24 protein-coding genes and 1 tRNA gene are annotated in these 22,906 nt (G+C 73.8%); 7 read left to right on the forward strand and 18 right to left on the reverse strand.

The window, feature by feature from the left end; genetic code table 11:
• Positions 1 to 57: 57 nt before the first annotated feature.
• Complete coding sequence (gene hutU / locus ABKW28_RS12670) at positions 58 to 1,734, reverse strand: urocanate hydratase (RefSeq protein ID WP_348610065.1); 1,677 nt, start codon at positions 1,732 to 1,734, stop codon at positions 58 to 60.
• Positions 1,731 to 3,320, reverse strand: coding sequence for a histidine ammonia-lyase (hutH, locus tag ABKW28_RS12675; RefSeq protein WP_348610068.1), 1,590 nt, complete (start codon positions 3,318 to 3,320; stop codon positions 1,731 to 1,733). Before hutH ends, hutU begins: the two co-directional genes overlap by 4 nt.
• Positions 3,321 to 3,472: 152 nt before the next feature.
• On the opposite strand from hutH, the gene ABKW28_RS12680 reads away from it, so the two are divergent.
• Genes ABKW28_RS12680 through ABKW28_RS12690 form a run of 3 tightly spaced genes read left to right on the forward strand, consistent with a single transcriptional unit; the run spans position 3,473 to position 5,372 of the window.
• Complete coding sequence (locus ABKW28_RS12680) at positions 3,473 to 4,036, forward strand: DUF2243 domain-containing protein (RefSeq protein WP_348610071.1); 564 nt, start codon at positions 3,473 to 3,475, stop codon at positions 4,034 to 4,036.
• 18 nt (positions 4,037 to 4,054) lie between these two features.
• The gene (locus ABKW28_RS12685; protein WP_193668582.1) at positions 4,055 to 4,846 is read left to right on the forward strand and encodes a cytochrome c oxidase assembly protein; all 792 of its coding nucleotides are present in this window, start codon (positions 4,055 to 4,057) and stop codon (positions 4,844 to 4,846) included.
• A 55-nt stretch (positions 4,847 to 4,901) separates the two neighbouring features.
• Positions 4,902 to 5,372 carry a hypothetical protein gene (locus ABKW28_RS12690; protein ID WP_348610074.1) on the forward strand — a complete coding sequence of 157 codons (471 nt, stop codon included), beginning with the start codon at positions 4,902 to 4,904 and terminating at the stop codon, positions 5,370 to 5,372.
• Positions 5,373 to 5,439: 67 nt separating this feature from the next.
• Here the strand turns inward: ABKW28_RS12690 and ABKW28_RS12695 are convergent, their stop codons facing one another.
• Entirely contained in the window at positions 5,440 to 6,003 is a 564-nt protein-coding gene (locus ABKW28_RS12695) for a hypothetical protein (RefSeq protein WP_348610077.1), read from the reverse strand.
• A 135-nt stretch (positions 6,004 to 6,138) separates the two neighbouring features.
• On the opposite strand from ABKW28_RS12695, the gene ABKW28_RS12700 reads away from it, so the two are divergent.
• On the forward strand, positions 6,139 to 6,738 hold the full coding sequence (locus ABKW28_RS12700; protein ID WP_348610079.1) for a TetR/AcrR family transcriptional regulator: 600 nt from the start codon (positions 6,139 to 6,141) through the stop codon (positions 6,736 to 6,738).
• Positions 6,739 to 6,839: 101 nt separating this feature from the next.
• Here ABKW28_RS12700 and ABKW28_RS12705 read toward each other — a convergent pair whose 3' ends face one another.
• The 15 genes from ABKW28_RS12705 to ABKW28_RS12775 all read right to left on the reverse strand — a co-directional run bounded on the left by ABKW28_RS12705 (position 6,840) and on the right by ABKW28_RS12775 (position 19,526).
• Positions 6,840 to 7,376: a DNA starvation/stationary phase protection protein gene (locus tag ABKW28_RS12705; protein ID WP_193668586.1), complete on the reverse strand. Its 537-nt coding sequence runs from the start codon at positions 7,374 to 7,376 to the stop codon at positions 6,840 to 6,842.
• Between the two features lie 85 nt (positions 7,377 to 7,461).
• On the reverse strand, positions 7,462 to 8,136 hold the full coding sequence (locus ABKW28_RS12710; RefSeq protein ID WP_193668587.1) for a hypothetical protein: 675 nt from the start codon (positions 8,134 to 8,136) through the stop codon (positions 7,462 to 7,464).
• 93 nt (positions 8,137 to 8,229) lie between these two features.
• Positions 8,230 to 8,610 carry a monovalent cation/H(+) antiporter subunit G gene (locus tag ABKW28_RS12715; RefSeq protein ID WP_193668588.1) on the reverse strand — a complete coding sequence of 127 codons (381 nt, stop codon included), beginning with the start codon at positions 8,608 to 8,610 and terminating at the stop codon, positions 8,230 to 8,232.
• A complete protein-coding gene (locus ABKW28_RS12720; protein WP_193668589.1) occupies positions 8,607 to 8,867 on the reverse strand; it encodes a monovalent cation/H+ antiporter complex subunit F in 261 nt (86 codons plus the stop codon). Before ABKW28_RS12720 ends, ABKW28_RS12715 begins: the two co-directional genes overlap by 4 nt.
• Complete coding sequence (locus ABKW28_RS12725; protein WP_348610082.1) at positions 8,864 to 9,214, reverse strand: Na+/H+ antiporter subunit E; 351 nt, start codon at positions 9,212 to 9,214, stop codon at positions 8,864 to 8,866. The genes ABKW28_RS12720 and ABKW28_RS12725 overlap by 4 nt, the downstream gene beginning before the upstream one ends.
• Positions 9,211 to 10,719, reverse strand: a complete 1,509-nt coding sequence (locus ABKW28_RS12730) for a monovalent cation/H+ antiporter subunit D family protein (RefSeq protein WP_348610085.1) — start codon at positions 10,717 to 10,719, stop codon at positions 9,211 to 9,213. Before ABKW28_RS12730 ends, ABKW28_RS12725 begins: the two co-directional genes overlap by 4 nt.
• A complete protein-coding gene (locus tag ABKW28_RS12735) occupies positions 10,716 to 11,051 on the reverse strand; it encodes a sodium:proton antiporter (protein ID WP_348610088.1) in 336 nt (111 codons plus the stop codon). The genes ABKW28_RS12730 and ABKW28_RS12735 overlap by 4 nt, the downstream gene beginning before the upstream one ends.
• Entirely contained in the window at positions 11,048 to 13,942 is a 2,895-nt protein-coding gene (locus ABKW28_RS12740; RefSeq protein ID WP_348610091.1) for a DUF4040 family protein, read from the reverse strand. Before ABKW28_RS12740 ends, ABKW28_RS12735 begins: the two co-directional genes overlap by 4 nt.
• 227 nt (positions 13,943 to 14,169) lie before the next feature.
• Positions 14,170 to 14,245, reverse strand: a tRNA-Ala gene (locus ABKW28_RS12745).
• 89 nt (positions 14,246 to 14,334) lie between these two features.
• On the reverse strand, positions 14,335 to 15,261 hold the full coding sequence (locus tag ABKW28_RS12750; protein ID WP_348610094.1) for a hypothetical protein: 927 nt from the start codon (positions 15,259 to 15,261) through the stop codon (positions 14,335 to 14,337).
• 82 nt (positions 15,262 to 15,343) lie between these two features.
• Entirely contained in the window at positions 15,344 to 15,958 is a 615-nt protein-coding gene (locus tag ABKW28_RS12755; RefSeq protein ID WP_227491589.1) for a GNAT family protein, read from the reverse strand.
• Positions 15,955 to 16,431, reverse strand: coding sequence for a molybdenum cofactor synthesis domain-containing protein (locus tag ABKW28_RS12760; RefSeq protein ID WP_341229670.1), 477 nt, complete (start codon positions 16,429 to 16,431; stop codon positions 15,955 to 15,957). Before ABKW28_RS12760 ends, ABKW28_RS12755 begins: the two co-directional genes overlap by 4 nt.
• The gene (gene moaC, locus ABKW28_RS12765; protein WP_193668596.1) at positions 16,428 to 16,901 is read right to left on the reverse strand and encodes a cyclic pyranopterin monophosphate synthase MoaC; all 474 of its coding nucleotides are present in this window, start codon (positions 16,899 to 16,901) and stop codon (positions 16,428 to 16,430) included. The genes ABKW28_RS12760 and moaC overlap by 4 nt, the downstream gene beginning before the upstream one ends.
• Positions 16,901 to 18,145: a gephyrin-like molybdotransferase Glp gene (gene glp, locus ABKW28_RS12770; RefSeq protein WP_348610097.1), complete on the reverse strand. Its 1,245-nt coding sequence runs from the start codon at positions 18,143 to 18,145 to the stop codon at positions 16,901 to 16,903. The genes moaC and glp overlap by 1 nt, the downstream gene beginning before the upstream one ends.
• Positions 18,138 to 19,526 (reverse strand): UTP--glucose-1-phosphate uridylyltransferase, encoded by a 1,389-nt coding sequence (locus ABKW28_RS12775; protein WP_193668598.1) that lies wholly within the window; start codon positions 19,524 to 19,526, stop codon positions 18,138 to 18,140. The genes glp and ABKW28_RS12775 overlap by 8 nt, the downstream gene beginning before the upstream one ends.
• A 79-nt stretch (positions 19,527 to 19,605) precedes the next feature.
• On the opposite strand from ABKW28_RS12775, the gene ABKW28_RS12780 reads away from it, so the two are divergent.
• The 3 genes from ABKW28_RS12780 (at position 19,606) to ABKW28_RS12790 (ending at position 22,462) form a co-directional block, all read left to right on the forward strand.
• Positions 19,606 to 20,205, forward strand: a complete 600-nt coding sequence (locus tag ABKW28_RS12780; protein WP_348610100.1) for a 5-formyltetrahydrofolate cyclo-ligase — start codon at positions 19,606 to 19,608, stop codon at positions 20,203 to 20,205.
• Positions 20,206 to 20,291: 86 nt separating this feature from the next.
• On the forward strand, positions 20,292 to 20,594 hold the full coding sequence (locus tag ABKW28_RS12785; protein ID WP_193668600.1) for a hypothetical protein: 303 nt from the start codon (positions 20,292 to 20,294) through the stop codon (positions 20,592 to 20,594).
• The gene (locus ABKW28_RS12790; RefSeq protein WP_348610103.1) at positions 20,591 to 22,462 is read left to right on the forward strand and encodes an MFS transporter; all 1,872 of its coding nucleotides are present in this window, start codon (positions 20,591 to 20,593) and stop codon (positions 22,460 to 22,462) included. Before ABKW28_RS12785 ends, ABKW28_RS12790 begins: the two co-directional genes overlap by 4 nt.
• Positions 22,463 to 22,906 lie beyond the last annotated feature (444 nt).

The raw sequence follows: 22,906 nt of genomic DNA on the forward strand, positions 1-22,906 counted from the left end.
GGGACGATGAAACTTCGTCGTCCCGGCAGGAGTTCTGTCGGCCGGCCGATGAAACTCTCAGCCCCGCATCGGGACAGCCACCCCCCGCTCGTCGGCCACCTCGGCGGCGCGGTCGTAGCCGGCGTCGACGTGGCGGATGACGCCCATCGCGGGGTCGTTGGTCAGCACCCGCTCGATCTTCTGCGCGGCCAGGTCGGTGCCGTCGGCGACGCAGACCTGTCCGGCGTGGATGGAGCGGCCCATCCCGACGCCGCCGCCGTGGTGGATGGAGACCCAGGTGGCGCCGGAGGCGGTGTTGACCAGCGCGTTGAGCAGCGCCCAGTCGGCGATCGCGTCGGAGCCGTCGAGCATCGCCTCGGTCTCGCGGTAGGGGGAGGCGACCGAGCCGCAGTCGAGGTGGTCGCGCCCGATCACCACGGGCGCCGAGAGCTCGCCCGAGGCCACCATCTCGTTGAACTTCAGCCCGGCGCGGTGCCGCTCGCCGTAGCCCAGCCAGCAGATCCGCGCCGGCAGGCCCTGGAAGGAGACCCGCTCGCCGGCCATCGTGATCCACTTGTGCAGCCGCTCGTACTCCGGCTTCTCGTGGGCCGGGAAGAGCTCGAGGATGGCGCGGTCGGTGGCGGCGATGTCGGCGGGGTCGCCCGACAGCGCGGCCCAGCGGAACGGCCCCTTGCCCTCGCAGAAGAGCGGGCGGATGTAGGCGGGCACGAAGCCGGGGAACTCGAAGGCCCGGTCGTAGCCGCCCTTGCGGGCCTCGTCGCGGATCGAGTTGCCGTAGTCGAAGACCTCGGCACCGGCGTCCTGGAAGCCCACCATCGCCCGCACGTGCGCGGCCATCGAGGCCTGCGCGGCTTTGGTGAACCCCGCCGGGTCGGCGGTGCGCTCGCGCTCCCAGTCCTCGAAGGCCACCCCGGCGGGCAGGTAGTAGAGCGGGTCGTGCGCGGAGGTCTGGTCGGTGACCACGTCGATCGGGGCGCCCCGCTCGAGCAGCTCGGGCAGCACCTCGGCGGCGTTGCCGAGCACCCCGATCGAGAGCGGGCGGCGCTCGTCGCGCGCGGCGACGGCGAGCTCGAGGGCGTGGTCGAGGGAGTCGGCGCGCACGTCGAGGTAGCGGTGCTCGATGCGCCGCTCGATGCGGGCCGGGTCGCACTCGACGCAGATCGCGACCCCGTCGTTCATGGTGACCGCGAGCGGCTGCGCGCCACCCATCCCGCCGAGCCCGGCGGTGAGGGTGATCGTGCCGGCCAGGGTGCCCCCGAACCGCTTGTCGGCGACCGCGGCGAACGTCTCGAAGGTGCCCTGCAGGATGCCCTGGGTGCCGATGTAGATCCACGAGCCGGCGGTCATCTGGCCGTACATCGTCAGACCGAGGTCCTCGAGCCGGCGGAATTCCTCCCAGTTCGCCCAGTCGCCGACCAGGTTGGAGTTGGCGATCAGCACCCGCGGCGCCCACTCGTGGGTGCGCATCACGCCGACGGGCTTGCCCGACTGCACCAGCAGGGTCTCGTCGTCAGCGAGGTCGCGCAGGCTGCGCACGAGGGCGTCGTACGCCGCCCAGCTGCGCGCCGCCTTGCCGGTGCCGCCGTAGACGACGAGGTCCTCGGGTCGCTCGGCGTTGGCGGGGTCGAGGTTGTTCATCAGCATCCGCAGCGGCGCCTCGGTCTGCCACGAGCGGGCCGAGAGCTCGGTGCCGGTGGCGGCGTGGATGGGCAGGCGGGGGTTGGCGGCGCTCATGCGAGGGCTCCGATCTGGTGCTCGACGGCGGACAGGACGGCCCCGGAGGCGACCAGGCCGACGGTGGTCTCGATCTCCGGGGACAGGTGGCGGTCGGGGCCGGGCCCCTCCACCCCGGCCTCGCGCAGCAGCGCCACGACGGCGGCGGTGGCCGGGGCGGGCGCCAGCGGGGCGCGCAGGTCGAGGGCGCGGGCGGCGGTGAGCACCTCGATGGCCACCACGCGGCTCAGCCCGTCGACGGCGCGGCGCAGCTTGCGCGCGGCCGCCCAGCCCATCGAGACGTGGTCCTCCTGCATGGCGCTGCTGGGGATGGAGTCGACCGAGGCCGGCGCGGCCAGGCGCTTCATCTCCGAGACGATCGCCGCCTGGGTGTACTGCGCGATCATCAGCCCGGAGTCGACGCCGGGGTCGTGGGCCAGGAAGGGCGGCAGCCCGTGGTTGCGGGCCTTGTCGAGGAAGCGGTCGGTGCGCCGCTCGCTGATGGAGGCGACGTCGGCGGCGACGATGGCCAGGAAGTCGAGGACGTAGGCGACCGGCGCCCCGTGGAAGTTGCCGTTGGACTCCACCCGACCGTCCTGCCCGTCGTCGGCGGCCAGCACCACCGGGTTGTCGACGGCGCTGGCCAGCTCGCGCGAGGCGACCAGGTCGCAGTGCGCGAGGGTGTCGCGAGCCGCGCCGTGCACCTGCGGCGAGCAGCGCAGCGAGTAGGCGTCCTGCACCCGGTGGCACTCGGGCCCGCGGTGCGAGGCCACGACCGCCGACCCCTCGAGCAGGCGCACCAGGTTGGCGGCCGAGGCGGCCTGCCCCGGGTGCGGGCGCAGCGCCTGCAGCTCGGCGGCGAAGACCCGGTCGGTGCCGAGCTGGCCCTCGACCGACATCGCCGCTGCCACGTCGGCGGTGCGCAGCAGCACCCGCAGGTCGGCGATGGCCATCAGCAGCATCGCCAGCATCCCGTCGGTGCCGTTGATCAGCGCCAGCCCCTCCTTGGCGGCCAGCTCGACCGGGTGCAGCCCCGCGGCGGCCAGCGCGTCGGCGGCCGGCACCAGCGCGCCGGCGGCGTCGCGCACCGGCCCCTCCCCCATCAGCGCCAGCGCGCAGTGCGAGAGCGGCGCGAGGTCGCCCGAGCAGCCGAGCGAGCCGTGCTCGTGCACGACCGGGGTGATCCGGTGGGTGAGCAGGTCGGCGAGCAGCTGGGCGGTCTCGAGGCGGATGCCGGTGTGGCCGGTGGCCAGCGTGGAGAGGCGCAGCAGCATCAGCCCGCGGGTCACCTCGGTCTCGACCTCGGGGCCCGAGCCGGCCGCGTGCGAGCGCACGAGCGAGCGCTGCAGCTGGGCGCGCAGCTCGGTGGGGATGTGCCGGGTGGCCAGCGCCCCGAAGCCGGTCGAGATGCCGTACGCCGGCGTGGGGGCCGCGGCGAGCTCCTCGACGACCGCGCGGCCCCGCTCGATCGCGGCGACGGCGTCGTCGCCGAGCCGGACCCCGCCACCGTGACGGGCCACCGCCAGCAGCTCCTCGGGACTGACCGGGCCGACCCCGACGACGGTGGCGGCCGGTGCGGTGCGCGCGTTGCTCTCGTGCTGGTGCATGGTTCTATGCTCCGACCGCCGCACCACCGGGCGCCATGGCCGCACCCGACCCCTCGTCTCGGATCTGAGACTTGCCGACCGGACGGGTGGCCGCCGTTTCGGTCCCCGGCGCCACGGGTACCTGGGCCGGACCGACCCGAAGGGAGTACCGCATGCCCTCCAGCACGCCCCCCACCCCCGCCGCCGGCCGAACTGAGGCACCAGACCACGCACGAGGTCGCGCAGGGGCGCCGAGCCTCACCGCTCCCGGACTGCTCCTGGGCGCAGGCCTCGGCGGCTTCGTCGACGGCATCCTGATCCACCAGGTCCTGCAGTGGCACCACATGCTGACCTCGACCGACACCGACAACATCGGGGTGCCCTACTACCCCGACACCACCGTGCACGGCCTCGAGATCAACACGCTGTGGGACGGCTTCTTCCACACCGCCACCTGGCTGCTCGTCCTGGGCGGGCTGGCCCTGCTGTACTCCCGGGTGCAGCACTCGCGCGGGCGCGTGTGGACCTCGCGCGCCCTGTGGGGCTGGGTGCTGGCCGGGTGGGGCGTCTTCAACCTCGTCGAGGGCGTCGTCGACCACCACCTCCTCGGCATCCACCACGTGCGCAGCGGGCCGCACCAGACCTGGTGGGACCTGGGCTTCCTGGCACTCGGCCTCCTGCTGCTCGTCGGCGGCTGGCTGCTGCAGCGGGGCGCCCGGGTCCACGACGCCCCGTGAGCGGCCGGTGATCGACCTGTGATCGACCTGGCCGCGCGACTGCTGGGCTGGGCGCCGCTGCTGCTGGCCGGCCTGGCCGGAGCGGGCTACGCCTGGGCGGCGGCGCTCGAGCGGGGGCGGCGCGGCTGGCCGTCGCGGCGTACGGCCTCGTTCCTGGCGGGCACCACCATGGTGGTCCTCGCCCTGTCGCCGGACGTCGACGCCTGGGCCGACCGCGACTTCGCCGGCCACGCCGCCCAGCACCTCCTGCTGGCGATGCTGGCGCCGCTCCTGCTCGTGCTGGGGGCGCCCACGACGCTGCTGCTGCGCCGGCTGCCGCACCACACCGCCCGCCGCCTGGGTCGGCTGCTGCACGGGCCGGTGGGACGGGTGCTGGCCCACCCGGTGCCGGCCCTGGTGCTCAGCAGCGGGGGGCTGGTGGCGCTCTACCTGACCCCGCTCTACGAGCTGAGCACCCGCCACGAGCTGGTGCACGCCCTGGTGCACGTGCACCTGCTCGTGGCCGGGCTGCTGTTCACCTGGGCGATCGCGGGGCCCGACCCCGCGGCGGGGCGGGCCTCGGTGCGGGCCCGGCTGGTCGCGCTCGGCGTCGCGGTGGCCGTGCACGCCACGCTCTCCCAGCTGCTGCACGCCGGCGTGCTGGTGCGGGTCGACGAGCCGGTGCGCGAGATGCGGGCGGCCGGCTCGTTGATGTACTTCGGCGGCGACCTCATCGAGCTGCTGCTCGCGCTCGCCCTGCTGGCCACGTGGCGCCCGGCCCCTCGGCGGGCGGACGCCCAGGTTCCTCACAGGTCGGCCGGAGCCGGGTGACAGGTCGGGCCCGCAGGCTGGTCCCGACCCACCCACAGCACCGAGGAGGCGCGACATGCGTCGCACAGCAACGTTCACCGCGGGGGTCGTCCTGGCCGCCACCGCCGGCACCGGTCTGGCCGCCTGGGGCGTGCCGGCCCTGGCCCAGGACACCGAGGACCAGGGCTCCCAGGTCGCAGGACAGGGAGCCGACGACGACGAGGACGCCGAGGACCGCCGCGACGAGGTGCAGGCCGCGCTGGCCGAGGCCCTGGCCGCCGAGCTCGGCCTCGACGCCGACGAGGTCGCGGCCGCGCTGGAGAAGGTGCAGACCGACCTGCGTGACGAGATGCGGACCGAGCACCTCGAGCGCCTGGAGGAGCGTCTCGCCGAGGCCGTCGAGGCGGGCGAGCTGACGCAGGAGGAGGCCGACGAGGCGCTCGAGCGCGCCGGGTCCGGCGAGCTGCGGGGCCCCGGGCGCCGCGGCGGGCACGGCGGCCCCCTCGGTCGGGGCAGCGGGGCGGAGGACAGCACCACCAGCCTCTGACCGGCTCCCGACGCCACGAGGCCCGCCCCGGCACTGCCGGGGCGGGCTTCCTGCGCGGGCGGGCGGCTCAGACGGCGACCGGTGCGCCGTCCCAGGCGAACTTCTGGAAGGGCTCGTCGACCGGGGTGCGGGCCAGGTGGTTGGTGTAGTTCGACATCACCTTCTGCGAGACGCCGAGCACCACCTCGAGGACCTGGCGCCGGGTGAACCCGGCGCCGAGGAACGCCTGCACGCCGGCCTCGTCGACGTCACCGCGGTCGCGCACGACGGCCAGGGTGAAGGTCCGCAGCGCCTCGAGGCGCTCACTGGGCAGCGGTGTGCCGTCGCGCAGCGCGTCGGTGATCGCCGCGTCGACCTTCATCGCGAGCGCGATGGCGGTGTGGGCGGGCACGCAGTAGTGGCAGGCGTGCTCGACGTTGACCGACTGCCACACCACGGTGGTCTCGTCCTTGTCGAAGCTGGAGTCGAGGAAGAGCTGGTGCACCTGCTGGTAGGCCTCGAGCAGGCCGGGCGCCTCGGCCATCGTGGCGTGCAGCCCCGGGATCATCCCGTTCTGCTTGCGCGAGCGCGCCAACAGCTCCGCGCTGCCCTCGGGGGCGGTGGTCTCGTCGTGCAGCGTGAACTCGGTCATCGGGTGCTCCGTCTCGTCGTCCGGCCGATGGGCGGGCTGGTCCGTCCATCGCTTCAGTACCGAACGGTACACAACACCTGATTACTTTGCTACCGATCGGTGTCAATCCAGCCTCGGACGGCGTAGGATGCGACCATGAGCTCGACGACGAAGGCCCCCGTCGGCCGCCCTCGGCGCTACGACGAGGAGAGCGTGCTGGAGGCGCTGACCGCGCTCTTCTGGCGGCAGGGCTACACCCAGACGTCGATGGCCGACATCGTGGAGACCAGCGGGGTGCACAAGCCGAGCCTCTACCGCACCTTCGGCTCCAAGGAGGAGCTCTTCACCAAGGTGCTGCACCGCTACCTCGACCAGCGGATGAGCATGTTCACCGACCTGATCGAGGGCGTCGGCGAGGGCGCCGGGGCCGTGCACCGCTTCCTCGAGGCCTTCGAGGCCGACTCGCTCTCCGAGCGCGGTCGTGACGGCTGCCTGATGGTGATGGCCTCCAACGAGCTGCGCGGCCGCCTGCCCGGCTACGACTTCGCCACCGACTACCGCGGCCGGATGCGCGAGGTGCTCGGACTGCTCGTCGCCCGCGCCACGCCGGATGCCGACGCCGCACTGGCCGCGACCCGCACCGATCTGCTGACCACCTGCCTGCTCGGCCTGCACGTCATCCTGCGCTCCGGCGCGGGCGCCGAGGAGGTGCACCGCTACCTGGCGGCGCTGCACGCCACGGTCGACACCTGGTGATCCCGGGCAGGTGATCCAGGGCCTGACGACCAAGGACCACCGCCCCTGCCGGGGCGGTGGTCCAGGGAGAGGCGGTGCGCCCCGTGGAGGGCGCGCCCGGATCAGGGAGTGACGGAGCCCGGCGCGGAGGCGCCGGCGACCCGGTTCTCGGCGTCGACCATCCACGCCAGCTGCTCGATGCGCTCGAGGATCGCGTGCAGCAGGTCGGCCGAGGTCGGGTCCTCCTGGTCGACCTCGTCGTGCACCCGGCGCGCGGTGCCGGCGACGGCGTACAGCGCGGCGGCGATGCGGTCGACGGTCTCGGCGGTGTCGACCTCGGTGGCCGGGAACTCCGGCAGCGAGGACTGCGCCGCGACCGTCTTGGCGCGGGCGTCGGGCAGCGCGTAGACCGCGCGCATCCGCTCGGCGACGTCGTCGGAGAAGCCGCGCGCGGCGTCGACGATCTCGTCGAGCTGCAGGTGCATGTCGCGGAAGTTCTTGCCCACGACGTTCCAGTGCGCCTGCTTGCCCTGCACGTGCAGGTCGGTCAGGTCCACGAGCACGGCCTGCAGGTGGGTGGCGAGCCGCTCCGAGGCGCGGAACGCGGCCGGGGCGGTGTGGGTCGCGGTGGGGGTGGCGGTGTCGAGGGTCTCGGTCATGAGAGCACTCCTTCGTGGTCGCTGTCGGGGATGCTCCCCATCCTGGCAGGCTTTCTTGAACGTTTCCAGAAAGGGGAGGCTGCCCTCACCGGATCGGCAGCCCGTGCGCCGCAGCGGCGTCGGCGAGCCGGGCCACGGGGCCGCCGGGGTGGGGCAGCCGGTGGCTGCGCACGCCCTCGGCGTCGAGCACCTGCACGGTCAGGGCGTCGCGGTCGACCGCGCTCGCGACGAGCACCGACCCCGCGGCCGGCCCGACCGGCAGCGCGGCGGCCAGCTCGGGCCGGTGCCGCGCACCCCAGTGCCGCAGCAGGCGCGGCGCGGCGGCGAAGGGGTCGAGCTCGGCCGCCGTGAAGTCCTCGACGGGCACCGCCCGGCGCTCGCGACCGACCACGCAGACGAAGAGCAGGGTGGGGCGGAAGACGCGAGCGCCGGGACGCTCGCAGGGCACCGGCCGGTACGACGCCACGACGTGCAGCGCCGGTCCGCCGTCGTGGCCGGGCACGACGAGGGTGGCCACCGGGGAGCGCTGCAGGCGCGCGACGACCGGTGAGCCGGCGTCGGCGACGACGAGCGGGCGGCCACCGTCCTGCTCCTCGAGCCGGACCCGGGCGGGGAGCGCCGGAGCCCGGTGGCACTCGCGGGTCAGCAGGGTGGCGCTGCTCGCCGCGGCCAGGAGCGCTCGGGCCTCCCGCGCGTGGGTCGCCTGCGTGTCCGCGCCCTCGGCCGGTCGCACGACCTGTGCCTCTCGACCTGGCTGCACCTGCACTCCTCCGCGCCGACGACGTCCCGCTTCTCCGCGGATCGTTAGGTTAGCCTAACCTGCCGCGCAAGGCCCGACGTCGGCGCGGAGCCGCTAGTCGTCGTGCTCGACCCCGTCGAGCTCCTCGAACGGCTCGAGGGCGTTGCCCACGGTGCGGGGGTCCAGCTCGGTCTGGCTGCGGTAGGCCGCCCGCCCCAGCAGGTTGCTCGCCACCGACGACACGACCAGCGCGGCCCCGACGGCCAGGGCCGCCTTGACCCCGTCGAGGACGGTGAGGTCGCCGGCGGACAGGTCGTGCACCGCCGCGCCGATGATCACGAGCGGCAGCCCGGCGCCGGTGGCGGGACTGAGGTTGTTGACCCGGCTGATGGCGTCGCGCGAGCGCAGCATGCCCAGCGCCGTGACGAGGAAGAACAGCGAGCCGAGCAGCATCAGCAGCCCCGCCACCACCGATCCGACGTCGCCGGCGCTCATCGCTCGCCCCTGGTGAGCATCCGGGCGAAGGCCGCCGTGGCCAGGATGCCGCAGAGCGCCGCGAGCAGCGCCACGTCGTAGAGGACCGGGATCGAGCCGAGCACGCCGACCAGCACGAACACCGCTGTCGCGCAGAAGAAGAGCAGGTCGCCCGCGACCGCGCGGCTCGCGTCGTCGGGACCCCGCAGGACCTGCACGGTGCCGAGGGCGGAGGCGACGACCACCACGACGATCGCGGCGACCACGAGCACGCTCATCGCGCCCTCCTCCCCCGGGTGGCGGCCAGCACGCGGGCACGCATCGCGACCAGGTCGGCGTGCACGTCCTCCTCGTCCTCGCCGAAGAGCGCCTGCACGAACGCCGCGGCCGGCTGCTCGCCGGCCGCCGGGGACACCCCGAGCACCAGCGTCCCGGGGGTGATGGTGATCGAGCTGGTCAGCAAGGTGACCTCCAGGTCGGTGAGGTCGTCGAGCGGGAGCTTGACGATCCTGGGTCGCTGGGCGGAGCCGGGGGTGCCCACGTCGGCGGCCAGCCGCAGGACGGAGACGGTCAGCTGCCAGACCAGCCAGGGTGCGTAGACCAGGGCGAGGCGCAGGAGCGTCATGGCGCGGTCACCGCCTCGACGTACGCCGTGACGTCGAGCAGGCCGTCGGCGGCCTGCAGGCACAGCTCCCACAACGGCCCCGGCACCACGAAGATCGCGAGCGAGACCAGCAGCAGCGCGCCGGCGGGCGCCAGGCTCCACGTCTGCATCCGGGTCTCGGCGTCGACGGGCGGCAGGTCGGTGTGGCCCTTGCCCCGGGACGGGGACTCCTCCAGCGGGGGCCCCCAGAAGACGTCGGCCCACAGCCTGGTCATCGCCAGCAGGGTGCCGATGCTGGCCACGACCAGGACGCCGAGCACCACCCAGATCCAGGCACCGTCGAGGTCGGCGGCGGCGCGGGCGATGCCGACCTTGCCGAAGAACCCGGACGAGGGCGGGAAGCCGACGAGCGACATCATCGCGAGCGCCACGACCACCGCGAGCAGCGGCTCGCGGCGCATCAGGCCGGAGAGCCCGACGAACTGGTGGGTCAGGTACGCGCGCTCGACGGCCCCCGAGCTGAGCAGCAGCGAGCCCATCACCAGGATGTGGTGGACCATGTAGAACAGCCCGGCGGCGAGCCCGAGCTGGGTCCCGATCGCGAGCCCGAGGAGGATGTAGCCCACGCCGGCGATCATCTGCCAGGCCAGGCTGCGTCGGATCATGCGTTCGCCGAGGGAGCCGTAGGCACCGACGAGCATGGTCACGCCGAAGAGCACCAGGAGCGGCACCATCCACGAGGTGGCCCCGTCGAGCACGGTCTGGTGGATCCGGAAGATCGCGTAGATGGCGACCTTGGTGTGCAGGGCCGAGAAGAGCGCCATCACGGTGGCCGAGGTGGCCGGGTAGGCCCGGGGCAGCCAGCCGTGCAGGGGGACGACGCCGGCCTTGACGGCCAGGGCGAGCAGGACCACGCCCACCGCCAGCCGGAACCGCGGGTCGTCGGCGTCGACGCCGGAGAGGACCGCCATGTTCACCGAGCCGGCGACGCCGTACACCAGGCCGATGCCGACCAGCAGGATCGTCGACGTCACCAGGTTGACCACCACGAAGAGGCGGCCGATGCCCAGCCGCCGCCAGGTGCCGGTCATCGCGACCAGCGCGTACGACGGCAGCAGCATCACCTCGATGAAGACGAAGAGGTTGAAGACGTCGCCGGTGAGCAGCGCCCCGTTGACGCCGGCGGACAGCATCATCACCAGGGTGGGGAAGAACCGGAGCCGGGCCTCCCCCGTGACCAGTGCGAAGGCGATGCACGCGGTGGTGGTGAGTCCGGTGACGGTGATCATCACGGCGGTGAGCGTGTCGGAGACCAGGGGGATGGCGATCCCCGGGACGAAGCCACCGACGCCGTGGGCCAGCACGGGGGTCTGTGCGTGCTCGACCACCAGGGCGACACCGCCGGCGGTGGTCGCCACCGGGACGAGCACGAGCAGGACCCGCGCGAGGCGCCCCGGGACGAGCGCACCGAGCGCGGCGCCCAGCAGGGGCACCACGACGAGCAGCGGGAGGAGGGAGCCGGTCATGCGTGGTGGTCCTCTCCGGTGTCGGGGACGTGGCGGGTGTCGTCGTCGTGGCCGATGCGGGCGAGCGCGAGCATGAAGACGGTGACGGCCAGGGTGATGACGATGGCGGTGAGCACGAAGGCCATCGGCAGCGGGTCGCCGGCGTCGGCCGGGTCCCCCGCGCCGGTCAGGGGCTCGCCCCGCCAGGCGGAGACACCGGAGGCGAGCAGGACCAGGTTGGCCCCGTGCGAGAGCAGCGTGATCCCGAAGACGATGCGCACCAGGCCCGGCTGGCAGAGCAGGTACACACCGCCGGCGACCAGGATCCCGATGGTGATCGGCAGGACGGTCATCCGGTCCCCTCCTCGCCCTGCGAGGTGCCCGGCGACTCGGCGGCACCCTCCAGGATCGCGGGCCCCTCGGTGGGCCCCTCGGTGGACTCCTCCGCGGCGGAGCGGTCCGGTGGCGCGGCCCCGAGCCGGTCGAAGGCCACCATCACCAGGCCGAGCACCGCGGCGTAGACCCCGACGTCGAAGATCAAGGAGGTGCTGAGCTTGGTGCCGGCGACGGTGCCGTAGAGCGGCTGCAGGAACGAGGAGTCGGCGTAGCCCAGCAGTCCGCTGACCAGGGCCGTCAGCACACCTCCGCCGATCAGTGCGAGGTGCAGCCGCGAGGGGCCCACGGCCCGGTCCTCGGGGCGGGACAGGTAGACCTGGGCCACGACCACCGAGGCGACGAGGGCCGCGATGAACCCTCCGCCCGGGGCGTTGTGGCCGCGCCAGAAGATGACGGCCGACAGCACGACGAGGACGGGGGCGACCACCCGGAGCAGCAGCTGCAGCGCGCGCAGGTTGCTCTGCGCGTCGAGCAGCGCCGCCCGGGCCTGCGGGTCCCGCAGGGTCGCGACGGGGCGCAGGGGGATCCGCTCGGCGCGGTCGGTCCAGCCGGGCGGGTCGAGGGTCCGCGGGGGGACGGTGGTGAGGACGGCGAGGATCGCGACCCCGGCCAGGCCCAGCACGGCGAGCTCGCCCAGGGTGTCCAGGGCCCGGAACTCGACGAGGATGACGTTGACCAGGTTGTCGCCGCCGGTCTCCTCGGTGCCCTCGGCGAGGTAGTACTCGGCCGGCCCGGACCGCTCCCGCCGGCCGGTCAGCACCCAGGTCGCCAGGCCGGCGGCGACGCCGAGGCCCGTGGCCAGGACGAGGGGGCCGGCCCCGCGGCGGCGCGGCGTGCGCCCGAAGCGGCGCGGGAGCTGGCGCAGCACCAGCATGATCACCACCACGGTCAGCACCTCGACCATCAGCTGGGTCAGGCCCACGTCGGGCGCGCCCAGCGCGAAGAGCTGGACGGTGACGGCGATCCCCACGCCGCCGAGGGCGACCGTGGCGGCGATCCGGGAGTCGGCCAGGCAGGTGGCGACGACACCGAGGGCGATGAGGGCGAGCAGCCCGACGTCGATCGGCCGCCACAGGTCGGGCTGGGTCGCGGGCAGGTCACCGACACCGAGGACCGTGAGGCTGCCGGCCCCGAGGACGAGGGTCAGCACGACGAGCGGCGGGACGACGTGGCGGCGCGGGTGGTCGGCGGCGACCGTCCAGGCGATCCGGCGGCCCACGCGTGCGGCGCCGGCGAAGATCCGCTCGAGCGCGTCGGCGCCGGTGCCGGGCAGCAGGTCGGCCTCGAGCCGGCGGTAGAGCGCCCTGCGCCGCGTCATCAGCGCGGCGCCGGCAGCGATCGCGGCGGCGCTGACGAGGAGCTCGGGAGCCAGCCCGTGCCACAGCTTCAGCTCGTACGCCGACTCCGCGCCCATCGCCTGGACGGCGCGCTCGACCGGGACGTCGAGGACCCAGACGGCGAGCCCGATCGGCAGGCCGGCCCAGATCGGGGCCGCGGCGGGCAGGAACAGCCCGGCGCTGGGACCGTGGCAGGTCTTGGCCCGCTCCCCGTCGACGAACCCCCCGAGCACGATCTTGGCGCTGTAGGCGACGGTGAGGACCGACCCGAGCCCGGCGGCGGCCAGGGCGAGGAACCCCACCCAGTCGGGGCCGGGGGCCTCCAGCATCGAGCCGAGGATCGTCTCCTTGCTCACGAAACCGAGCATCGGCGGGATCCCGGCCATGCTCGCCGTGCCGACGACGACGGTCGCGAAGCTCCACGGCATCACCCGTCGCAGCTCGGGGAGACGTCGGATGTCGCGGGTGCCGGCGGCGTGGTCGATGACGCCGACCATCATGAAGAGCCCGGACTTGAACAACGCGTGGGCGATCGTGTGGATCACGGCTGCGGTCAGCGCCTTCTCGGTGCCGACGCCGATCGCCGCGGTGATCAGCCCCAGCTGGCTCACCGTCGAGTAGGCCATCAGCCGCTTGAGGTCGTGCTGCTGGAAGGCGAAGAGCGCCGCCATCGCGGCGGTGAAGAGGCCCACGCTGATCAGCAGCGCGTTCCAGACCGGCACCTCGGAGAACGCCTCGGAGAAGCGCAGCATCAGGTAGATGCCGGCCTTGACCACCGCGGCGGCGTGCAGGTAGGCGCTCACCGGGGTGGCGGCGGCCATCGCGTCGGGGAGCCAGGGGTGGAAGGGGAACTGAGCGGCCTTGGTGAAGCCCGCGACCGCCACCAGGACGGCGACCACGGCGGTGAGGCCGGGGCGCTCGGCCCACACCTCGGAGGACAGCGCCTGCGAGAGCGACGTCGTGCCGGTGGCGACGACCATCAGCACGACCGCCAGCAGCAGCGTGAGCCCGCCGAAGAAGGTCATGAACAGCGTGCGCGCCGACGCCGACTCGGCTCCCGAGCCGGACCGGGCGATCAGCAGGAAGGAGGCCAGGGAGGTGATCTCCCAGCACATGAAGAGCAGGACGAGGTCGTCGGCCAGGACGAGGCCGACCATGCCGAGGGCGAAGACGGTCATCCACAGGTAGAAGCCAAGCTGGCGGCCCTCGTCGAGGTACTCCACGGAGTAGACGAGCACCGCCGCGCCGATGACCAGGGCGATCATCACGAAGACCAGGCCGAGCCCGTCCAGGCGCAGCGCCAGGTCGACGTCGAGGGCGGGCAGCCAGGCGGCCGTCCAGGTGGTCTCGCCACCGTCGAGGACCTCTCGCGCGGCGGGCACCATCGCGACGGCGAGGACGAGGAAGGCGATCGCGATCGGCCACCCGGCCCGACGCCCCAGGGCGCCGGTCAGCGGAACCGCCAGGACGGGCACCGCCGCGAGGGCGGCCAGCAGCCACATCAACGTCATCGCGGACCCTTCCTCGACCGGGCACAGCACCCCGCACGAGTCGAGCCGGCGCAGCACTGAGCAGGAGCGATGCCCGCGGGACGGCCGAGCCTAGCAATCGCCGGTGAGCCCGCGCGGAGGTGGCGGAGGCCCCTTGCGGGGGCCGGCGAGCGGCTGGTGACGACCGGCGCCCGGGAGCGATGCAGGCATTCGCACCGGCGTGCTCTGCCGTCGTGCGGACCCGCGTGTGGTGGAGCTGAGGGGATTCGAACCCCTGACCTTCTCATTGCGAACGAGACGCGCTACCAACTGCGCCACAGCCCCATCGCGCCCGAAGACGCTCGAGAAACGCTAGCACCCGGCCCGGTCGGTGCCGAATCGGGACCCCCGGGTGGTGGACCCGGGCGGACGGCTCAGGTGCCGACCGCGCGACCCTCGTCGCCCTGGTCGCGCCGGGCCCGGCGCTCCCGCTCGGCCTGGTCGCCCTCCCGGGCGAGCGCGGCGTCGACCTCGGTGCGCCCCGACGTCCACACCCCGGTGGAGTCGAGGTCGATGGTGCGCACCGTGCGGCGCTCGGCCGCCGGCTTCGTGACGTACGTCGGCAGGGTCACCGGCACGGGGTCCCAGCCGGCCGCGGGTGCCTCGGCAGCCACCTCGGGCTGCACGACCGGCACCTCCTCGGTCTGCGGCCCCTCCGCGGCGTCATCGGTCACGTCGGTCATGTCGGCCTCGTCCGCGGCGGGGACCTCGGTCTGCGCGCCGTCGTCGTCGAGCGGCACGGCGGGGATCCGCGCCAGCGGGCCGGCGAGGCCGGTCTCGCGGCGCACCATCAGCCGGCAGGCCACCAGCCAGGCCACCAGGAGCCCACCCGGGACGCCCAGGTAGGCGGGGCCGAGCAGGCCTGCGATGCTCAGCACGCCGACGGCCGCCAGGGCGCCCAGCAGGGCGACGAGCACGCGGCGGCGACGGCGCGCGGCGCGGTTGGCCGCGGCCCGGCGCTGGGCCGGGGTCCGCACCGGCGGCAGCGCGGAGGCGTCGAGGCTGGTCTCGACCGCCGGAACCGGGGCCGGGGTCGAGGCCGGGGCCGGCTCGCTGCCGACCGAGGCGCTGCTGGCCTTGGTGACCACCACGGGCGGCGCGGACGCCCGCCCGGGGGTGACCACCAGCCGCGCGGAGCGGCGGCTGACCGGCTCGCGGCGGGCCAGCACCCGCATCGTCTGGGAGAAGCGGTCGACCGAACGGCTGCGCACCACGTCGTCGTGGTGCTTGAGCGCCTTCGGGACCAGGTAGACGGCCCACGCCACAGCGAGGGCGACGAAGATCAGTGCGCTCAGGTCCACGGGCTCGACCCTAGGTTCGCTAGCGCAGGATGGGGTGGATGTCCACCAGTGTGTCGCAAATTGCTGGTGTGACTCGTGGGGTTCAGCTGTCCGTGACCAGCCCGACCAGCCCGCCCGGAGGCACGTCCTCGGCGGTGATCGCGTAGAGCCGGTGGTCGCGCCAGGCGCCGTCGATGTGCAGGTAGCGGGGGGCGTAGCCCACCTCGTGGGCGCCGAGCTTCTCGACGACGCGCAGCGAGTTCGAGTTCTCGGGACGGATCGCGATCTCGACGCGGTGCAGGCCGAGCTCGGCGAAGGCGTGGTCGACGACCATCGCGACCGCCAGCGGGATGATCCCCCGCCCGGCGAAGCGCCGGTCGATCCAGTAGCCGACCGATCCGAACTGGGCGGAGCCGCCGACGACGTTGTTGAGCGTCACCTGCCCGGCGAACTGGCCGCCGACCTCGACGACGAACGGGTAGGTCGTGCCCTGCCGGGCCTGGCGGCGCATCCGCCACACCAGCGCCCGGAAGGTCGTGGGCCGAGGGTCTCCCCCGGGCGGCACGGTCGCGTCCCACGGCACCAGCCACGCGGCGTTCTGCTGGCGCGCCCGGCGCCAGGCCTCGGCGTCGGAGACCCGCATGGGGCGCAGCAGCACCTCACCGTGGCGCAGCCGCACCGGCCAGCCGCGTCGCACAGCCGGGCGCGGACGGCTCAATGGTCGCTCCCGACGACCTGCTCCACGGCGTGCACCAGCACCGGCGCGAGCACCTCGAGGCCGTCCTTGACCCCGCCCCGCGACCCCGGCAGGTTCACCACCAGGCAGGAGCCGACGACCCCGGCGAGGCCCCGCGACAGCATCGCCGTCGGCACGCCCTTGGCCAGCCCGTGGGCGCGGATCGCCTCGGCGATGCCGGGCACCTCCCGCTCCAGCAGCGCCCGGGTGGCCTCGGGGGTGCGGTCGGTGGGGGTCAGCCCGGTGCCGCCCGTGGTGAGCACCAACCGGGCGCCGGCCGCGACCGCGGCGGCGATCGCCTCGCGCACCGGGTCGCCGTCGGGCACCACGACCGGCTCGTCGACGACGAAGCCCAGGTCGCGCAGGGCGGCGACGATCAGCGGGCCGGTGGTGTCGTCGTACACCCCGGCCGCCGCGCGGTTGGAGGCGACGACGACGCCGGCGGGCAGGCTCACGGCCGGGCCCAGTCGCCCGAGCGGCCGCCGCTCTTGGTCTCGACGCGCACGTCGGTGATCACGGCGGCCTTGTCGACGGCCTTGACCATGTCGACGACGGTCAGCGCCGCCACCGAGACGGCGGTCAGCGCCTCCATCTCGACGCCGGTGCGGTCGGTGGTGCGCACCGTCGCGGCGATCTCGACCGCGTCGTCGGCCACGGCGAGGTCGACCTCGACGCCCGAGAGCGCCAGCGGGTGGCACAGCGGCACCAGCGACGGCGTCTGCTTGGCGCCCATGATCCCGGCCAGCCGGGCCACCGCGAGCGCGTCACCCTTGGGCACCCCCTCGCCGCGCAGCAGCCCCACCACCTGCGCCGAGACCAGCACCCGGCCGGAGGCCCGGGCGGTGCGGGCGGTGACGGCCTTGTCGGAGACGTCGACCATGCGGGCCGCGCCGTGCTCGTCGACGTGGGTCAGCCGGTCAGCCATCAGTGACCGCCCTCCAGCCCCGAGTCGAGGTGGATCACGTCCACCTCGGCCCCGGCGGGCAGCCGGGTGACGTCCTCGGGCACCACGACCAGCGCGTCGGCCTCGGCCAGGTCGCCGACCAGGTGCGAGCCGGGCCCGCCGACCGGGCTGACGCGGCCGTGGCCGGGCTCGGTGGTGGCGCGCAGGAACTGGCGCCGCCCCGGGGGCGAGGTGATCGCGTGGGTCAGCCGCATCGGCACCAGCGGCCGCGAGACCGGGGTGAGCCCCATCATCGCGCGCAGTGCCGGCAGCACGAACAGCTCGAAGGACAGGTACGACGAGACCGGGTTGCCGGGCAGCGTGAAGATCAGGGTGTCGTCCTCGCCGACCGTGCCGAAGCCCTGCGGCTTGCCGGGCTGCATCGCCACCGGCCCGAACCACACGGTGCCCAGGGGCGACAGCGCCTCCTTGACCACGTCGTAGTCGCCCATCGAGATGCCGCCCGAGGTGACCACGACGTCGGCGCGCACCAGCTGGTCCTCGAGGGCGTCGAGGAACGCGCGCGGCTGGTCGGGGACGATCCCGACCCGGTAGGCCAGGGCGCCGGCGCGGCGTGCCGCGGCTGCCAGCAGGTAGGAGTTGCCGTCGTAGATCGAGTCGTGGCCCAGCTGGGTGCCCGGCTCGCGCAGCTCGGTGCCGGTGGAGAGGATCACCACCCGCGGGCGCGGGCGAACTGCGATGGTGGCGCGCCCCACCGAGGCCAGCAGGCCCAGGTGGCGCGGGCCGAGCACGGTGCCCTCGTCGATGAGGAGGTCGCCGACGGAGACGTCCTCGCCCGAGCAGCGCACGTGCTGTCCCTCGGTGGGCGCCCGCTCGATGCGCACCCGGGCCACGCCGCGGTCGGTCCACTCGTAGGGCACCACCGCGTCGGCACCGGCCGGCATCGGGGCACCGGTCATGATCTTGGCCGCGGTGCCCGGCGAGAGCGCCAGCAGCCGCGCGTTGCCGGCCCCGATCTCGCCGACCACGGGCAGCTCGACCGGCTCGTCGGGCCCGGCGCCGACGACGTCGGCCCGATGCACGGCATAGCCGTCCATCGCGGAGTTGTCGAAGGGCGGCAGGGCGATGGGCGAGACCACCGACTCGGCGGCCGAGAGACCCAGCGACTCCATCAGCGGCTGCTGGTAGGCCGGCAGCGGGCGGACCGCGGCGAGGACGTGCTCGAGGTGCTCCTCGACGCTGATCGGCTCGGGCGCGTCAGGCATCCGGGTCGCCGCTCAGCACGGCGCCGGGATCGACGCGCTGGGCCGAGCGGCCGCCGACGGTGACGTCGCCGACCACCGAGACCCCGTGCCCGAAGGTGACGTCGCCCTCGATGGTCAGGCGCTCGGCGCGCTTGAGCGAGGGGGCACCCTCGGGGAAGCGCTTGTCGAACTCGCCGACCAGCTTGTAGTAGGCCTCGTCGAGCTCGACGTAGGGCACCTGCTCGGCCTCCTGGTCGAGCACGAAGTCGGAGCCGATCGCGTAGACGTCGGAGCGCAGCACCAGCAGGTCGTTGGTGGTCTTGACCGGCACGAACCGGTCGCGGCCGACCTCGATCAGCCGGGCGCCCTCGAAGACCTCGATGGCGGCACCCATCGCGGTCTCGACCTGCACCACCTTCGGCGACGAGGCGTCGCCGGGGTCGACGTTCTTGACGTTCTTGATCAGGGGCAGGCCCAGGATGCCCTCACGCTGGTCGAGAGCGTCCTTCATCGCCTGCAGGTCGAACCACAGGTTGTTGGTGGAGCAGTAGCGGTGCCGGTCGAGGTCGCCGAGGGCGGCCTTGTCCTCGTCGAGGGTCTGCGCGGTCTCACGCAGCACCAGGCGCCCGTCGCTCTTGCGGCGCGCGAAGTGCCCGCCCTTGCGGTCCGAGGCGGTGCGGCGCACGGCCTCGATCGCGAACGGCGCGCCCGAGGAGGCGAACCAGCCGGCGACGCGGGGGTCGGGCACCGCACCCAGGTTGTCGGAGTTGGAGACGAAGACGTAGCGGTAGCCCGCCTCGATCATCTGGTCGAGCAGCCCGGTGCCGCGCAGCGCGGTGTAGAGGTCGCCGTGGCCCGGCGGGCACCACTCGAGGTCGGGGTCCTTGGGCCAGCTGACCGGCGAGAGGTCCTTGGCCAGGAGCTTGGGCTCCTTGTTCTGCAGGAACTCCAGCGGCAGGCCCTCGACGGCGAGGTCCTCGTAGCGCGCGACGGCGGCCATGGTGTCGCCGGAGGTGCGGAAGGAGTTCATGAAGATCAGCGGCAGCGTGGCGCGGTGCTGCTGGCGCAGGTGCAGCACCTGGCGGGCGATGATGTCGAGGAAGGACAGCCCGCGGCGCACGCACAGCAGCGACTTGGCGCGGTCCATGCCCATCGAGGTGCCCAGACCGCCGTTGAGCTTGATGACGACCGTCTTGGCGATCGCCTCGGCGGCGGTCTCGTCTGCCACCTCGACGTCGGCCAGCGACTCCATGTCGACCGGCTCGATGCTCGACTCGGGGATCATCCCGGTCTCGCCGTGCTCGAGCAGGCGGTAGTAGTGCGCGAACGTCTCGATGGCGACCTCGTCGACACCTTCGGCCTTCATCTTCTCGCGGGCAGCGCGCAAGCCAGGGGAACCCATACCACCGATCGTAGGCTCGACCCGTGCGGTGCGAGCAAACCCCCTCCACAGGGCAGGACGATCCAGGGCGGCGCGAGCCGTGAGCGCGGCCAAGACCGCCCTGCGAGACCGGGTGCTCACCGCCCGTCGCCGCCGCCCGCTCCTGGAGCGCCAGGAGGTCGCCCGGGCGGTCGCCGAGCACCTGCTGGCCAGCCCCGAGGTACGCCGCGCGGCCACCGTGGGGGCGTACGTCTCGGTGGGCGGCGAGCCCGGCACCGCCCTCCTCCTCGAGGCGCTGCGCGCCTCGGGCCGCCGGGTGCTGCTGCCGGTGCTGCTGCCCGACGGCGACCTGGACTGGTCGCGCCACGAGGGCGACGGGCACCTGCGCCCGGCCACGCGTGGCCTGCTCGAGCCCGACGGTGAGCGCCTGGGCCCCGACGCGGTGGCGGGCGCCGACGTGCTGCTGGTGCCGGGCCTCGCGGTGGCCGCCGACGGGATGCGGCTCGGCCGGGGCGGCGGCTCCTACGACCGGGCGCTGGCGCGGGTGCCCGTCGACACCTTCACCTGCGTGCTGCTGCACGACGACGAGGTGGGCCTCGACGTGCCCCGCGAGCCGCACGACCGTCCGGTCACGGCGGTGGTCTCCCCCGCCGGCCTGCGGCGGCTTCGCCCGACCGGGCGACCCTGCCCGGGAGGGTGAACCGGGTCCGTCGGAGCCCCGGGTAGTCGTCGGGGTGGTCCCCTCGTCGACCCGAGGACGCGGGGGCCGCGACGAGAGGAGCCCCCATGACCACGACCGCGCCCCCGACCACGGCGCCGCCGTTGACGTGTCGGTTGCTGGACCACCGCCACCGCTTCCGCAGCGAGGGGGCGGTGATGACCTGGGCCTGCGAGCGCGGCTGCGGGGCGGGCGGCTCCAAGGAGTACGCCTCCGCCCGGGCCGCCGCCCACTACGCCGCGGCCTTCGACCGCCCGGCCTCCGGCGACCTGGGCCGCAAGGCGCCCCTGCTGGGGATGTTCCCGCTGCGGGTGTGGCGCTGGCTGCGCCAGCGCCGTGAGGGCGTCGCGGCGACGGGGGTGGCCCGATGAGCAGCACGGCGGAGCTCGGGCGCATCGAGACCAAGGTGCCGGCCCGGATGGACCGGCTTCCGTGGTCGAGGTTCCACTGGCGCGTCGTCTTCGGCCTGGGCCTGGTGTGGATCCTCGACGGGCTCGAGGTGACCATGGTCGGCAACGTGGCCGCCCGGCTCACCGAGGACGGCTCGGGCATCGACATCGGCGCGGGCCAGATCGGCCTCGCTGCGGCCATCTACATCGTGGGCGCCACTCTGGGAGCGCTCTTCTTCGGCCAGCTCACCGACCGGTGGGGCCGCAAGAAGCTCTTCCTGATCACGCTGGCGGTCTACATCGTCGCGACGGTCGCCACGGCGTTCGCGACCACGCCGCTGTTCTTCTACGTCACCCGGTTCTTCACCGGTGCCGGGATCGGTGGTGAGTACGCCGCCATCAACTCGGCCATCGACGAGCTGATCCCGGCTCGCGTGCGCGGGCGCGTCGACCTGACCATCAACGGCTCCTACTGGCTCGGCTCCGCGGCCGGCTCGGCGCTGGCGCTGGTGCTGCTCAACACCTCCATCTTCGCCGCCGACCTCGGGTGGCGCCTGGCCTTCGGGCTGGGGGCGGTGCTCGGGCTGACCATCCTCGTGGTGCGCCGCCACGTCCCCGAGAGCCCTCGCTGGCTGTTCATCCACGGGCAGGAGGACGAGGCCGAGCGCATCGTCGGCGACATCGAGGACGACGTGCGCGAGGAGACCGGGCAGGAGCTCGAGGAGCCCGAGGACACCCTGGTCGTCCGCCAGCGCAAGGCGATCCCGTTCCGCGAGATCGCCAAGGTGGCCTTCACCAGGTACCCGAAGCGGGCGGTGCTGGGCCTGGCGCTCTTCGTGGGCCAGGCGTTCATCTACAACGGCGTCACGTTCAACCTCGGCACCCTGCTCAACGGCTTCTACGACGTCTCCTCGGGAATGGTGCCGCTCTTCGTCATCGTCTGGGCGCTGGCGAACTTCGCCGGACCAGTGACCCTGGGCCGCCTCTTCGACACCGTCGGCCGCAAGCCGATGATCGCCGGCACCTACCTGGGCTCGGCGGTTGTCGCGGTGGTGCTGGGTCTCTACCTCACCGGCACCGAGGGCAACCGCTGGATCTTCCTGGCCATCCTGGCCGCGGCCTTCTTCCTGGCCTCCTCCGGCGCGAGCGCGGCGTACCTGACGGTCAGCGAGATCTTCCCGATGGAGACGCGGGCCCTGGCGATCGCGTTCTTCTACGCCGTCGGCACCGCCGTGGGCGGCATCACCGGCCCGCTGCTCTTCGGGCGCCTCATCGAGTCCGGCGACCGCAGCCTGGTGGCGCTGGCCTTCTACATCGGTGCCGGCGTGATGGCGATCGGCGGGCTCGTCGAGCTCGCCTTCGGCGTCAAGGCCGAGAAGAGCGACCTCGAGAGCCTCGCCGCGCCGCTGACCAGCGACGAGGAGACGGACTCCGGCGAGGAGTCCGCGGACGACGGGTCCGAGGACGACGGGGACCGCGAGGACCCCGGGGCCGTCGAGCGCCGCGAGCGCGACGCGCGCATCCGGGATCGTCGGGCCCGACAGCTGGCGGGTAGCACCGGCAGCCGGCGCTACCGCCCGGGCCCCGGCCGAGGGGTCGGCTCGCCCTGGCTCCCACCCGCCCCCGACGAGCCGTCCGAGCGGGCGCTGGACTCCGAGATCGAACTGATCAGCGCGGCGATGGCCGAGCACGAGGAGATGGCGGTCGCCGATCTCGCCGACGCCGTCAACGCCCACTTCTGGGGTCCGGGCCGCTTCCCCCGCGCGCTGCGGGTGGCCGCCGACGAGGGTCGCGTCGTGCGCGTCTCCCGTGGTCGGGTGCGGGCGCCGGACCGGGTGGCCGCCCGCTGAGGGCCCGCCGTTGGTCGAGCAGCGAGGGCCGAAGGCTCGAGCGACGCCGAGACCCAGCAAGCCCACGGCGTACGGCGAGCACGACGGTCACCGGGTCTCGGCGACGCTCCTCGCTGGCGCTCGTCACTGCTCGACCAACGGCACCCGTTGGTCGAGCAGCGAGGGCCGAAGGCTCGAGCGACGCCGAGACCCAGTGAGCACACGGGGTACGGCGACCACGACGGTCACCGGGTCTCGGCGACGCTCCTCGCTGGCGCTCGTCACTGCTCGACCAACGGCAACCGTTGGTCGAGCAGCGAGGGCCGAAGGCTCGAGCGACGCCGAGACCCCGCAAGCCCATGGCGTACGGCGCGTGGGCACGTCACCGGGTCTCGGCGACGCTCCTCGCTGGCGCTCGTCACTGCTCGACCAACGGTGGCCACCGCTGCAGTGGTCACGAACGAC

The sequence above is a fragment of the Nocardioides sp. 31GB23 genome (assembly GCF_040012395.1).
Lineage (GTDB): Bacteria > Actinomycetota > Actinomycetes > Propionibacteriales > Nocardioidaceae > Nocardioides > Nocardioides salarius.

Coding starts and splice junctions, on each gene's coding strand:
- ABKW28_RS12680 (WP_348610071.1), top strand. CDS start 3,473: ATGCCCTCCAGCACGCCCCCCACCCCCGCCGCCGGCCGAACTGAGGCA.
- glp (WP_348610097.1), bottom strand. CDS start 18,145: ATGCCTGACGCGCCCGAGCCGATCAGCGTCGAGGAGCACCTCGAGCAC.
- ABKW28_RS12695 (WP_348610077.1), bottom strand. CDS start 6,003: ATGACCGAGTTCACGCTGCACGACGAGACCACCGCCCCCGAGGGCAGC.
- moaC (WP_193668596.1), bottom strand. CDS start 16,901: ATGGCTGACCGGCTGACCCACGTCGACGAGCACGGCGCGGCCCGCATG.
- ABKW28_RS12735 (WP_348610088.1), bottom strand. CDS start 11,051: ATGACCGTCCTGCCGATCACCATCGGGATCCTGGTCGCCGGCGGTGTG.
- ABKW28_RS12775 (WP_193668598.1), bottom strand. CDS start 19,526: ATGGGTTCCCCTGGCTTGCGCGCTGCCCGCGAGAAGATGAAGGCCGAA.
- hutH (WP_348610068.1), bottom strand. CDS start 3,320: ATGCACCAGCACGAGAGCAACGCGCGCACCGCACCGGCCGCCACCGTC.
- ABKW28_RS12785 (WP_193668600.1), top strand. CDS start 20,292: ATGACCACGACCGCGCCCCCGACCACGGCGCCGCCGTTGACGTGTCGG.
- ABKW28_RS12740 (WP_348610091.1), bottom strand. CDS start 13,942: ATGACGTTGATGTGGCTGCTGGCCGCCCTCGCGGCGGTGCCCGTCCTG.
- ABKW28_RS12690 (WP_348610074.1), top strand. CDS start 4,902: ATGCGTCGCACAGCAACGTTCACCGCGGGGGTCGTCCTGGCCGCCACC.
- ABKW28_RS12730 (WP_348610085.1), bottom strand. CDS start 10,719: ATGACCGGCTCCCTCCTCCCGCTGCTCGTCGTGGTGCCCCTGCTGGGC.
- ABKW28_RS12790 (WP_348610103.1), top strand. CDS start 20,591: ATGAGCAGCACGGCGGAGCTCGGGCGCATCGAGACCAAGGTGCCGGCC.
- ABKW28_RS12715 (WP_193668588.1), bottom strand. CDS start 8,610: ATGAGCGCCGGCGACGTCGGATCGGTGGTGGCGGGGCTGCTGATGCTG.
- hutU (WP_348610065.1), bottom strand. CDS start 1,734: ATGAGCGCCGCCAACCCCCGCCTGCCCATCCACGCCGCCACCGGCACC.
- ABKW28_RS12705 (WP_193668586.1), bottom strand. CDS start 7,376: ATGACCGAGACCCTCGACACCGCCACCCCCACCGCGACCCACACCGCC.
- ABKW28_RS12725 (WP_348610082.1), bottom strand. CDS start 9,214: ATGACGCTCCTGCGCCTCGCCCTGGTCTACGCACCCTGGCTGGTCTGG.
- ABKW28_RS12700 (WP_348610079.1), top strand. CDS start 6,139: ATGAGCTCGACGACGAAGGCCCCCGTCGGCCGCCCTCGGCGCTACGAC.
- ABKW28_RS12720 (WP_193668589.1), bottom strand. CDS start 8,867: ATGAGCGTGCTCGTGGTCGCCGCGATCGTCGTGGTGGTCGTCGCCTCC.